Raw genomic sequence first — 12,548 nt, 5'->3', positions numbered from 1 at the left:
CCTGGTTCGCCTATTTTTTTCGTCTGGCGTCAGACACGCTTTCGCTTACGACGCCTGATTCGGAGCGGACGTCGAAGTGAATTGAGGTCACGCCCGCGCGAGCGGGAATCCAGAAGCCCTGCGAATCAACGAGGGAAGAACATGACGTTTTGGTTGCTCGCCGGGTTGGTCGCATTGCTGACGCTGCTAACGCTGCTGCCGATCTGGCGCTATGAGGCCTGGTGGGTGCGCGGGCAGGATTTCCCGCGCTTGCAATACGCGGCGGCCGGGCTGCTTTTGCTGGCGATCGAGTGGCTTGCGCTGGACTGGTCGCAACGCAGTTCATGGGTATTGATTGCCGTGACGCTCGCTTGTCTCGTCTATCAGGCATGGTGGATATTTCCGTTCACGCCTCTGCATCGCAAGGAAGTGAAATCGGTCGGCAATGCCGACCCAAAAGAGTCCTTGCGCATCATGGGCGTCAATGTGCTGATGCCGAACCGCAATGCCGATGGCCTGTTGCGCATCATCAATGACGCGCGACCTGATGTCATCATTGCGGTTGAAACCGACTTGTGGTGGCAGAACCAGCTCGACGTGCTCGATCGCGAGTATCCGCACTCGATGAAATGCCCGCTCGACAATTTATACGGCATGCACGTCTACTCGCGTTTGCTGATCGAGGACGGCGCGATCCAGTTTCTCGTCGAGCCGGATATCCCATCGATGCACGCGTTGCTCGTGCTCCCTTCCGGTCGCCGTGTCAGGATGCACTGCGTGCACCCGAAACCGCCGAGTCCGACCGAGAACCCGGTTCTTCAGAGCGCGATGCCGAACTGATTGCCGTCGCGAAAAGCGTTGCGGATTCGGAAAGCGGCGCGCCCGTCATCGGCGACGGTGATCTGAACGACGTCGCCTGGTCGGCCACCACGCGCCTGTTTCGGAAGATCAGCGGGCTGCTCGATCCGCGTGTCGGACGCGGGATGTACAACACGTTTCACGCCAGCTATCCGTTTCTGCGCTGGCCGCTCGATCACCTGTTTCACAGCGATCATTTCGCGGTGGTGAATCTTGCCCGGCTGCCGGCCTTCGGTTCCGACCATTTCCCGATCCTGGTCGAGATCGCTTTCGTCAAAAATCTCGACAGGGAGCAGGAAGGCCTGACGCCGGACGAGGGCGACCTGGAATGGGCGGCGGAAAAGACCGGGGCGGAAGGTGCAGCAAGAACGATGTGCATACTCCGGGCGAATGAGCAGCGGTCCGAGCGCGAATTCGCGCTCCGTTACTGAAATTCCATAATGAACAGCAACAGGGGTGTCATTCCCCGAGTGGGCGAGGAGAAAGATGATGTCTGATGCTTACGAAGTCGGGCTCGACAAAAATCCGGCGAATCATGTGCCGCTGTCGCCGCTGAGTTTTCTCGAACGAGCGGCCTATGTTTATCCGCATCGCATCGCGACCATTCACGGCAATCGGCGGATCACGTGGCGGGAAACCTATATGCGTTGCCGCCGGCTCGCTTCCGCCCTGGCCAGGCGCGGCATCGGCGCCGGCGACACGGTCGCGGTGATGGCGCCGAATGTTCCCGCGATGTTCGACGTGCATTTCGGCGTGCCGATGGCGGGCGCGGTGCTGAATACCTTGAACACGCGGCTTGACGCCGAGACTCTCGCGTTCATGCTGAAGCATGGCGAAGCCAGGATGCTGCTGACCGAGCGCGAATTTTCGCCTGTCATCGAAAAAGCCCTGGCGCTGCTCGAAGATAAACCGCTGGTGATCGACATCGACGATTCGGACTATTTCGCCGGCAGCCGATTGACGTCCGATGATGTGCGGAGCGAGCAGGCGTACCAGGCAAACAAACGGCTCGGCGAGCAGGATTACGAAGCGTTTCTGGAGGAGGGCGACCCGGAATTTCAGTGGTTGCTGCCGGCCGACGAATGGGATGCGATCTCGCTGAACTACACTTCAGGCACAACCGGCAATCCGAAAGGCGTCGTCTATCATCATCGCGGCGCCTACCTGAACGCGCTCAACAATATCCTCGACTGGGGTATGCCGCGCCATCCGGTTTATCTGTGGACGCTGCCCATGTTTCACTGCAACGGCTGGTGTTTCCCGTGGAGTATCGCGGCAGCCGTCGGCACCAACGTTTGTCTGCGCCGTGTCGATGCCGAAGTCATATTCGATCTGATGCGCGAGCACAAGGTCACGCATTATTGCGGCGCGCCGGTCGTGCACAACACCTTGATCAACGCGCCGGCGGAATGGAAGCAGGGAATCACGGGTGTTTCGGCGCTGGTGGCGGGTGCTGCGCCGCCGGTTGTCGTCATCGAAGGCATGGAGCGCATGGGATTCAACCTGACCCACGTCTATGGGCTTACCGAAACCTACGGTCCGGCTGCCGTGTGCGCCAAGCATCCGGAATGGATGGATCTGACGCTCGAGGAACGCGCGCAGAAAAACGGCCGGCAAGGCGTCGCTTACCTGCTCGAACAAGGCATGACGGTGCTCGACCCCGAGACGATGAAGCCGGTGCCGTGGGATAACGAAACCATGGGCGAAATCATGTTCCGCGGCAATATTACGATGCGCGGTTACCTGAAAAACCGGAAAGCGACCGAGGAAGCATTTGCCGGCGGCTGGTTCCATTCCGGCGATCTCGCCGTCATGCAGGCCGACGGCTATGTCAAGATCAAGGATCGATCCAAGGACGTCATCATATCCGGCGGCGAAAATATTTCAACGCTCGAAGTCGAGGATGTTCTCTATCGTCATCCGTCCGTTCTGGAGGCCGCGGTCGTCGCCAAGGCGGATGATAAATGGGGCGAGACGCCGTGCGCTTTCGTGACCTTGAAAAACGACGCCAACGATGTCACTGACCAGGAAATCATCGCTTTTTGCCGCGAGCGCATGGCGCGGTTCAAGGCGCCGAGGCACGTTGTGTTTGGGCCGCTGCCGAAGACTTCGACGGGCAAAATCCAGAAATTTCTGCTGCGCGAACAGACAAAAAATATCTGACGAGCCCAGGCCGCCCGCAACTTCGCTTACTTGACGAGCTTTTCGTTGGTTTTGCCGCCTTGCGCCTTGACGTCCCGAAAAAAATCTCTCGAATGCTGTTTCACGTCGCGCGCGCCGTTATCCCGCAAGACTTTCATCGCCAGTTGTTCGGCCTGGTTATCGCGAGCGTTGACGGCGATAAACACTTCTCCGGTGGAAGCGGGCTTCCTCTGCAGCGCGGCGCTCTCTTTTTCGCTGCCCATTTTTTTAACGCCGCCCGCCATCGAGCCCGTGTAGGCGCCGATGCCGGCGCCGAGCGCGCCCAGAATCAGGCCGATCGCCGGGATCGTATCCAGAAAGCCCGGGATCAGCGAAAGCGAAAATCCGGCGATGGCGCCGATAACGCCGCCGATGATCATTCCCATGGCGGCGCCCTTGCCGCCTTTCCGCGCGCCGGGATCCGCGTATTCATCGCCGCCGATCGGATATTTGGCGTGTTGACCATCAGGATTGTCGAAGCCGCTGTTGATTTCTTCCCTGCGGAAACCCTGGCCGATCAGGGCCTGTTTGACTTTTTCGGCTTCGTCCCACGTATTGACGAGACCGACGATCGATTTGCCCATGTTTTCTCCTTTCTGGTTGCCTTATTTTGGTCGCTTCCCGCCGGCTTGGTTCATTTGCCGGTCTCGTACCGCGCGCGCAGCTTCGATCGCAGCCGGATTATTAAAATTCGTTCCGCTTCCCATGCATTGCTAAAGGCTGTTAACGCCATTACCATGATTTTGGCGCTTCACACGCCACCGTTTCCCACGCCGCCTACGCGCCACCTTTAAGCTATCTTCCGCAGGCGATTTTAGCATTGAAACTCGATCCGCAATCCTCGGACATTGACCAAAGTCACATCGACCCGCTCAGAATGGCCGGCGACACCATACTCGAAACCAGCAAGCTGACCAAGGAATTCAAGGGGTTCGTCGCAGTCAAGGACGTCAATCTGAAGGTCAGGCGCGGCAGCATTCATGCGCTGATCGGCCCCAACGGCGCGGGCAAGACGACTGTTTTCAATCTGCTGACCAAATTCCTCGCGCCGAGCGCCGGCACGATTCTGTTCAACGGCGTCGATATCACCTCCGACAAGGCGGCGCAGATCGCCCGTCGCGGCGTGATCCGTTCGTTCCAGATCTCCGCGGTGTTTCCGCATCTGACAGTGCTCGAGAACGTTCGCATCGGCTTGCAGCGCAAATCGGGCATCAACTTTCATTTCTGGCGCTCGGACAAATCGCTGCTCCAGTGGAATGAGCGCGCCATGCAACTGCTCGAAGGCGTCGATCTGACGTCGTTTGCGCAACACATCACCGCGGAGCTTCCGTACGGGCGCAAACGTGCGCTCGAAATCGCAACCACACTGGCTCTCGACCCTGAGCTGATGCTGCTCGATGAGCCGACCCAGGGCATGGGCCACGAAGATGTCAGCCGCGTCACCGAATTGATCCGCAAGGTGTCGGCCGAGCGCACGATATTGATGGTCGAACACAATTTGAGTGTTGTCGCCAATCTGTCCGATACGATCACCGTTCTGCAGCGCGGCGCGATACTCGCCGAAGGTCCGTATTCGGAAGTATCGAAAAATCCGCGGGTACTGGAAGCCTATGTCGGCACCGCCCACTGAGCAAGCCGTAGTGCCTGGCGGCGTCAGCGCCGGGGCTGCCGCGACATTGCTGCAAGTCGCGGACCTCCACGCGTTCTACGGCGAATCGCACATCCTCCACGGCATCAGTTTCGCCGTGAACAAGGGCGAACTCGTTACGCTGCTCGGGCGCAATGGCGCGGGGCGCACGACGACTCTGAAGTCCATACTCGGCCTCGTCGGCAAGCGCAGCGGTTCGATTGCATTGAATGGCCGCGAAATCATCGCCACGCCGACTCACAAGATCGCCCGCCTCGGCATCGGCTATTGTCCCGAGGAGCGCGGCATTTTCGCGAGTCTGTCGTGCGAAGAAAACCTTCTGCTGCCTCCTGAAACGGAACAGGGAGGCATGCCGCTCAGCGAGATTTACGAAATGTTTCCGAACCTGAAAGAGCGTAAAGCGAGCCCCGGAATGCGCTTGTCGGGGGGCGAACAGCAAATGCTCGCAATGGCCAGAATCCTGCGCACCGGCTCCAAGCTTCTGCTGCTTGATGAAATCAGCGAGGGATTGGCGCCGGTCATCGTGCAGACGCTGGCAAAAGTGCTGCGGCAGTTGAAAGAGCGCGGCTATACGATCGTTCTTGTGGAGCAGAATTTTCACTTCGCGGCGCCAATCGCCGACCGCCATTACGTGCTTGAAAACGGCAAAATTGTCATGATGATCGAAGCGCGGGATTTGAATTCGAAAATGAATAAATTGCACGAGTATCTCGGCGTTTAACCATTGGAGGAACTGAAATGAAATTGAACTTGAATCACAAAGCGGTGCTGGTCGGCGCGGCGCTTACGCTCGCGCTCGCCGCGTGCGGCAAGAAAGAAGAATCGCCCAAGACAGCGGACCCGGCGGCCACGCCTTCCACTGCGGCGACACCTCCGGCAGGGGGCCCTGCGACTGCGGCCGCGCCTTCAGGGGAGCCTGGAAAAGTTTCCGGCGGCGTCGTCAAAATCGGCGTGTTGACCGATCTTTCCGGTTTGTATTCCGATTTGGCCGGCTCGGGAGCGGTGCTGGCAACGCAAATGGCGATCGACGACTTCAAGGCGCAGGCGAAACCGGATTTCAAAATCGAAATGGTTTCCGCCGATCATCAGAACAAGGGCGACATCTCGGCCAATAAAGCGCGCGAATGGTTTGACACGCAGGCAGTCGATGTCATCACCGAACTGGTCACGACTTCGACTGCGCTGGCGGTTATGAAAGTCGCGAAGGAAAAAAACAAGATTACGCTGGTGTCGGGCGCGGCGTCGACCGCGATCACCAACGAAGAATGCACGGACACCAACGTGCATTGGACCTACGACACGTATTCGCTGGCGAATGGCACCGGCAAGGCCGTAGTCAAACAGGGAGGCGATACCTGGTACTTCCTGACCGCGGATTACAAGTTCGGCCATTCGCTCGAAGCCGATACGACGGCGGTCGTCAAAGCGAACGGCGGCAAGGTGCTAGGTGCGGTTCGCCATCCGTTCCCGGGGACGGATTTCTCGTCATTCCTTTTGCAAGCGCAAGCATCGGGCGCGAAAGTCATCGGATTGGCCAACGCTGGAACCGATACCACGAATTCGATCAAGCAGGCCGCCGAATTCGGCATCACGCCCAAGGCGACCCTGGCCGGCCTCCTGATGTTCATCAGCGATGTCCATGCGCTCGGCCTGAAAGCCACGCAGGGCATGTATTTGACGACCGGCTTTTACTGGGATTTCGACGATGATACCCGCGCCTGGTCGAAGCGTTTTTTCGACAAGCACAAGCGTATGCCGACGATGGTGCAAGCCGGCCAGTATTCTGCTGTCATGCACTATCTGAAGGCGGTCAAAGCCGCGGGCTCGGATGAGACGTCAGCCGTCATGAAGGCCATGAAAGCAACGCCGGTCACCGATTTCTTTGCCAAAAACGGCAAGATCCGCGAGGACGGCCGCATGGTGCATGACATGTATCTGGCGCAAGTGAAGAAACCGGATGAATCGAAGCAGCCCTGGGATTATTACAATATCCGGCAAGTCATTCCGGCCGATCAGGCGTTCCAGCCGCTCTCCGAGAGCAGGTGCCCGCTGGTCAAGAAGTAAACAGCAAACAGCAAACGGCGAACGGCGAACGGCGAACAGTGAACCAGGGCAACTGCAACGAGAGCCGTCCTGTTCGCCATTTGTATTCACTGTTAACACATGACTGAAATTTTCGGCGTTCCGACGCAGGCGCTATTCGGGCAACTTCTGGTTGGCCTGATCAACGGCTCGTTCTATGCGGTGCTGAGCCTCGGTCTGGCAATTATTTTCGGTCTGCTCAACATCATCAATTTCGCCCACGGCGCGCTCTACATGATGGGCGCTTTTCTGGCATGGATCGGCCTCACGTATTTCGGCATTAATTACTGGCTGGCGCTGGTGCTGGCGCCGCTTGCCGTCGGCATCTTCGGCATGCTGCTGGAACGGCTGATGCTGAAACGTCTGTATCACCTCGATCACCTGTACGGCTTGTTGCTGACATTCGGTCTGGCGCTGATTATCGAAGGCCTGTTCCGCTATTTTTACGGTATCTCAGGCCAGCCCTACACGGTGCCGGAAGCGCTCGGCGGCGCCTGGAATCTCGGCTTCATGTTCCTGCCGAAATACCGCGGCTGGGTGATCGCGATATCGCTTGTGGTTTGTCTTGCGACCTGGTTCGTCATCGAACGCACCAAGCTCGGCGCATACCTGCGCGCCGGAACCGAAAACCCGAAATTGCTGCAGGCATTCGGCGTCAATGTGCCGCTGCTCATCACCCTGACTTACGGCTATGGCGTTGCGCTCGCGGCCTTCGCCGGCGTGCTGGCGGCGCCGGTTTTTTCGGTGAACCCGGTGATGGGCTCGAATTTGATCATTGTCGTTTTCGCGGTTGTCGTCATCGGCGGCATGGGGTCGATACTCGGTTCGATCGTCACCGGACTCGGCCTGGGCCTGGTCGAAGGTGTGACGCGCGTCTATTACCCGGAAGCGTCCGCTGTCGTCGTATTCGTGATCATGGTGATCGTGCTTCTGGTGCGTCCGGCAGGTTTGTTCGGCAGAGAGAAATGACAATCCGTATGGTTCTCTTACACGTGCAAAAGCCGCTCGTTCCTTACATCGGATTCCTGTTCAAAGTATCACCGCTGCGGAAGCAGGGAGATTGTGTCATTGCCGGGAGATTCCTGCTTTCGCAGGAATGAAGGACGCCATGAAACGCGATTACGTCATCATGCTGGTGCTGCTCGCCGCCTTGATCGTCGCGCCGATGTTCGTCTACCCGGTATTCCTGATGAAGCTGTTGTGCTTCGCCCTGTTTGCCTGCGCGTTCAACCTGCTGCTCGGCTACACCGGCCTGCTGTCGTTCGGCCACGCGGCCTTTTTCGGCGGCGCTGCCTACGTTACCGGGCACGCCGTCAGAAACCTCGGTTTTACGCCGGAACTAGGCCTGTTGGCGGGGATGGCGACCGCTGCGATGCTCGGCTTCGTCGTCGGCAGCCTCGCCATCCGCCGCGCTGGAATCTATTTCGCGATGATCACACTGGCGCTTGCGCAAATGATTTATTTCCTCGCGCTGCAGTTCCGTTTTACCGGCGGCGAAGACGGTTTGCAGGGCGTTCCGCGCGGCCATCTGTTCGGCATCATCGATTTGTCGCAGATCAACACCATGTATTTTTTCGTGCTCGTTGTGTTTTGCATCGGCTTCTGGATTATTTACCGCGCAATCCATTCGCCGTTCGGCCAGGTGCTGAAAGCGATTCGCGAGAACGAGCCGCGCGCGATTTCGCTCGGCTACGACGTCGACAAATACAAGCTGGTCGCGTTCGTGTTGTCCGCGGCGCTGTCGGGCCTTGCCGGTTCGACCAAGACCCTGGTGTTCCAGCTCGCCTCGCTGACCGATGTGCATTGGCATATGTCCGGCGAAGTCGTGCTGATGACATTGCTTGGCGGCATGGGCACGGTGTTCGGGCCGATTGCAGGCGCTGCCATCGTCGTCGGGCTGCAGAACTATGCCTCCGGGCTCGGTGAGTGGGTGACGGTGATTACCGGCGCGATTTTCGTGCTATGCGTGCTCGCGTTCCGGCGCGGCGTGGTCGGCGAACTCGCGGCCTTGTTCAGGAAACCAGGATCGCGCTGACCGAAGCTTTGCCTTGCCGACAAAGCAAACCCAGCACGTCAACCCCTGGCAATCAATCGACAAAGGATGCGACAAAGGATGCGAAGCGCACGATGAAAATTTTCGTTGCAGTAAAACGAGTCGTCGATTTCAACGTCAAGGTCCGCGTCAAAAACGATGGCAGCGGTGTCGATATCGCCAATCTCAAGATGGCAATGAATCCGTTCGACGAAATCGCGGTCGAGGAAGCGGTGCGTCTGAAGGAAGCTGGCAAAGCCAGCGAAATCGTCGCGGTGTCGATCGGCAGCGCGCAATGCCAGGAGACGCTGCGCACGGCCCTTGCGTTGGGCGCCGACCGCGCAATCCTCGTCGAAACGCAGGTTGAAGTGCAACCGCTCGCTGTCGCCAGATTGCTCAAGGCTTTAATCTGCCGCGAATTGCCCGCGCCCGGCCTCGTCATGCTCGGCAAGCAGGCAATAGACGATGACGCCAATCAGACCGGCCAGATGCTCGCAGCGCTCATGGGTTGGCCGCAGGCGACCTTCGCGTCGAAGCTCGTGATCGATGGCCTGGACGCGCAAGTCACGCGCGAAATCGACGGCGGGCTGGAGACGCTGGCGTTCAAGCTGCCGCTGATTGTCACCACCGATTTGCGCTTGAACGAGCCGCGCTACGTGAGCCTGCCGAATATCATGAAGGCCAAGAAAAAACCGATCGACGTGATGACCGCGGAGGCGCTCGGCGTCGATATCCGGCCGACCCTGATCACGCTGAAAGTCGAGGAACCAAAAACGCGCGCCGCCGGCAAACGCGTCGCCGATGTGAAGGAGCTTGTGCAAAAACTTCGTCACGAGGCGAAGGTCATCTGATGGCAACGCTGGTCGTCGCGGAACACGATCACGCGACGCTCAAGCCCGCGACCTTGAGTGCGGTCAGCGCGGCGAAAGCGATCGGTCAGCCCTTGCACATTCTGGTCGCGGGCCATGCTTGCGCGGCTGCGGCGCAGGCTGCGGCCAAGGTCGCCGGCATTGAAAAAGTTCTGGTTGCCGATTCCGGGCAGTATGCGCATCAGCTCGCCGAGGAGGTCGCTGGCCTGATCGTTTCGATCGCCGATTCCTACACGCACATCCTCGCCCCCGCGACCAGCTTCGGCAAGAATCTGCTGCCGCGTGTCGCCGCTTTCCTCGGTGTCGCCCAGGTGTCCGACATCGTTGCCGTGCAATCGCCCGATACCTTCGTTCGGCCGATTTATGCGGGCAATGCGTTGGCCACGGTGCAGTCGCAGGATCGCATCAAGGTCATCACGGTGCGCACGACCGGATTCGACTTCGCGCCCGCGCATGGCGGGTCGGCGATGATCGAGAACCTGACGGCGCTCGAGCCAAGCCGGATCGTCGAGTTCGTTGGGCACGAACTGAGTCAGTCGGCGCGCCCCGAACTGACCGCAGCGCGCGTCGTCGTTTCCGGCGGGCGCGGCCTCGGCAGCCGCGAAAACTTTGCGCTGATCGAACAGCTTGCCGACAAGCTGAATGCCGCCGTCGGCGCATCGCGCGCCGCAGTCGATGCCGGCTATGTGCCGAACGACCTTCAGGTCGGCCAAACCGGCAAGATCGTCGCGCCCGAGCTTTACATCGCGATCGGCATTTCCGGCGCCATCCAGCATCTTGCCGGCATGAAAGAAAGCAAAGTCATCGTCGCCATCAACAAGGACGCCGACGCGCCGATTTTCCAGATCGCCGATTACTGGCTGGTCGCGGATTTGTTCGGCGCGGTAAAGGAGTTGACAGCCGAGCTGTAGTGTACGGCGCGTCGATGTCCGGGGACGATATTCCAAACGCTTCGATGCGACATCCGGCTTCGATTCAAGAAAGACCTGGCCAGTCGTCGAGGGCCTGATTTACCGGCTGAAGAGGAACGCCATGTCTGATTACACCGCCCCGCTGCAGGATATGAAATTCGTGATCGAGGAACTGGTTGGCCTCGATCGGATCAGCGCTCTGCCCGGTTGCGAGGAAGTCAATGGGGAACTCGTCGATGCCGTGCTCGGCGAAGCGGCGAAGTTTGCGTCGGGCGTTCTCGCGCCGCTGAATCGGCCCGGCGATCAGCAGGGCGCGCGGTTCGCGGACGGCGCGGTCGCGAGCGCCGACGGTTTTCGCGAGGCCTATCGGCAATTCATCGAGGCGGGATGGAATGGCTTGTCGGGCCAGCAGCAGTTCGGCGGCCAGGGTTTGCCCGAAATCGTTTCGGTCCCGGTTTCGGAAATCTGGAATTCGGCGAACATGGCTTTCTGCCTGTGTCCCATGCTGACTTCGGGTGCTGTCGAGGCGATCACCCGCCACGGTTCGCCCGAACTCCAGCAGCGCTATTTGCCGAAACTGACCAGCGGCGAATGGACTGGAACCATGGACCTGACCGAATCGCAGGCCGGCTCGGATCTTTCGGCGGTGCGCACGCGCGCTGTTCCCGAAGGCGATCGCTATCGCTTGTACGGCACCAAAATCTTCATCACCTGGGGCGAGCACGACCTCGCCGAAAATATCATTCATCTGGTGCTCGCGCGCACGCCGAATGCGCCGGAAGGAACGAAAGGCATTTCGCTTTTCGTTGTGCCGAAAATTCTCGTCAATGAAAATGGCAGCCTGGACGTCCATAACGACGTGCATTGCGTTTCGATCGAGCACAAGCTCGGCATCCACGCCAGCCCGACCGCGGTTATCGCGTACGGCGACAAAGACGGCGCGATCGGCTATCTGGTCGGCGAGGAAAATCGCGGCCTCGAATACATGTTCACGATGATGAATCTGGCGCGGCTCGGCGTCGGCACAGAAGGTGTTGCGATTGCCGAGCGCGCCTACCAGCACGCGCTCGCCTACGCTAAACAGCGCGTGCAGGGCCGCGAGATCGGTGTGAAAAACGGCGGGCGCGTGACCATCATTCATCATCCCGACGTTCGCCGCATGCTGATGAGTATGAAAGCGCAAATCGAAGCGATGCGCGCGCTGGCCTACTTCACCGCAGGCGCGCTCGACATCGCGCTGCGCCATCCCGATCCGCAACAACGCGCGGAAAGCCAGGCGCTGTTCGACCTCCTGACGCCGGTCGTGAAAGGCTGGTGCACCGAACAATCGATCGAGATCGCCTCGCTTGGCGTGCAGATTCATGGCGGCATGGGCTACGTCGAAGAAACCGGCGCCGCCCAATATCTGCGCGATGCGCGCATCACCTCGATCTACGAAGGCACCACTGGCATCCAGGCGCTCGATCTGCTCGGCCGCAAAATCGCTTTCGATAAAGGCGTGGCGGTGCGTGCGTTGTTTATGGAAATGCAGAAGCTGGCCGCGCAAAACGTGAATACGAATAATGCCAATGTGGTCGCCATCCTCGCATCGTTCAGGCCTGCGCTGGCCAGTTTGATCGAAGCGACCGAATCGCTGCTTCGCGCATTTTCCGGCGAACTGAAAGGCGCGGTTGCGGGCGCCGTGCCTTATCTGAAAATGTTCGGCTTCGTCGCCGGCGGCTGGCAGATGACGCAGGCCGCACTGGTTGCCGATCGCAAGCTGGCGGAGGGCGTCGGGAATCGCGATTTCTATAACGCGAAAATAACGACGACGCGATTTTATGCCGATCACATACTGCCGATGGCTTATGCGCATGGCCATGCCGTCGAGCACGGTGCGGCGAGCGTGATGGGGTTGGCGGAAGACCAGTTCTAACGTGCCGTGGGGAGGGCGCCAAGCACGATAGCTTTCTCCTTCCCCCTCGCCTGCCCCAGCGGGTATTAAGCAG

Annotated in this window: 10 protein-coding genes and 1 pseudogene; 10 read left to right on the top strand and 1 reads right to left on the bottom strand. The window is 59.3% G+C overall.

All coding sequences use genetic code 11. The features are described 5' to 3' along the window. Positions 1 to 141 precede the first annotated feature (141 nt). A pseudogene (locus H0V78_08920) lies at positions 142 to 1,268 on the top strand (endonuclease/exonuclease/phosphatase family protein). 55 nt (positions 1,269 to 1,323) lie between these two features. Further along, positions 1,324 to 3,000: an acyl-CoA synthetase gene (locus tag H0V78_08915; protein ID MBA2351891.1), complete on the top strand. Its 1,677-nt coding sequence runs from the start codon at positions 1,324 to 1,326 to the stop codon at positions 2,998 to 3,000. Between the two features lie 26 nt (positions 3,001 to 3,026). On the opposite strand, the gene H0V78_08910 is transcribed toward H0V78_08915, so the two are convergent. Then, positions 3,027 to 3,602: a hypothetical protein gene (locus tag H0V78_08910; GenBank protein ID MBA2351890.1), complete on the bottom strand. Its 576-nt coding sequence runs from the start codon at positions 3,600 to 3,602 to the stop codon at positions 3,027 to 3,029. A gap of 293 nt (positions 3,603 to 3,895) precedes the next feature. Here H0V78_08910 and H0V78_08905 point away from each other — a divergent pair, with 293 nt between their 5' ends. The 8 genes from H0V78_08905 (at position 3,896) to H0V78_08870 (ending at position 12,475) form a co-directional block, all read left to right on the top strand. Next, positions 3,896 to 4,648: an ABC transporter ATP-binding protein gene (locus tag H0V78_08905; GenBank protein ID MBA2351889.1), complete on the top strand. Its 753-nt coding sequence runs from the start codon at positions 3,896 to 3,898 to the stop codon at positions 4,646 to 4,648. Continuing rightward, complete coding sequence (locus H0V78_08900) at positions 4,629 to 5,387, top strand: ABC transporter ATP-binding protein (protein ID MBA2351888.1); 759 nt, start codon at positions 4,629 to 4,631, stop codon at positions 5,385 to 5,387. The genes H0V78_08905 and H0V78_08900 overlap by 20 nt, the downstream gene beginning before the upstream one ends. A 17-nt stretch (positions 5,388 to 5,404) precedes the next feature. Continuing rightward, entirely contained in the window at positions 5,405 to 6,730 is a 1,326-nt protein-coding gene (locus H0V78_08895; protein MBA2351887.1) for an ABC transporter substrate-binding protein, read from the top strand. A gap of 99 nt (positions 6,731 to 6,829) precedes the next feature. Beyond that, positions 6,830 to 7,717, top strand: a complete 888-nt coding sequence (locus H0V78_08890) for a branched-chain amino acid ABC transporter permease (GenBank protein MBA2351886.1) — start codon at positions 6,830 to 6,832, stop codon at positions 7,715 to 7,717. A gap of 139 nt (positions 7,718 to 7,856) precedes the next feature. Next, positions 7,857 to 8,783, top strand: a complete 927-nt coding sequence (locus H0V78_08885) for a branched-chain amino acid ABC transporter permease (protein MBA2351885.1) — start codon at positions 7,857 to 7,859, stop codon at positions 8,781 to 8,783. 92 nt (positions 8,784 to 8,875) lie between these two features. Then, positions 8,876 to 9,631, top strand: a complete 756-nt coding sequence (locus tag H0V78_08880; protein MBA2351884.1) for an electron transfer flavoprotein subunit beta/FixA family protein — start codon at positions 8,876 to 8,878, stop codon at positions 9,629 to 9,631. After that, positions 9,631 to 10,560, top strand: coding sequence for an electron transfer flavoprotein subunit alpha/FixB family protein (locus tag H0V78_08875; GenBank protein MBA2351883.1), 930 nt, complete (start codon positions 9,631 to 9,633; stop codon positions 10,558 to 10,560). The genes H0V78_08880 and H0V78_08875 overlap by 1 nt, the downstream gene beginning before the upstream one ends. Before the next feature lie 121 nt (positions 10,561 to 10,681). Continuing rightward, complete coding sequence (locus tag H0V78_08870) at positions 10,682 to 12,475, top strand: acyl-CoA dehydrogenase (protein MBA2351882.1); 1,794 nt, start codon at positions 10,682 to 10,684, stop codon at positions 12,473 to 12,475. Positions 12,476 to 12,548: the final 73 nt, after the last annotated feature.

Source organism: Burkholderiales bacterium (assembly GCA_013695435.1).
In the GTDB taxonomy this organism is placed as follows: Bacteria; Pseudomonadota; Gammaproteobacteria; order Burkholderiales; family JACMKV01; genus JACMKV01.
Note: the sequence above shows the minus strand (reverse complement) of the source record. Positions and strands in the feature narration are given on the sequence as shown.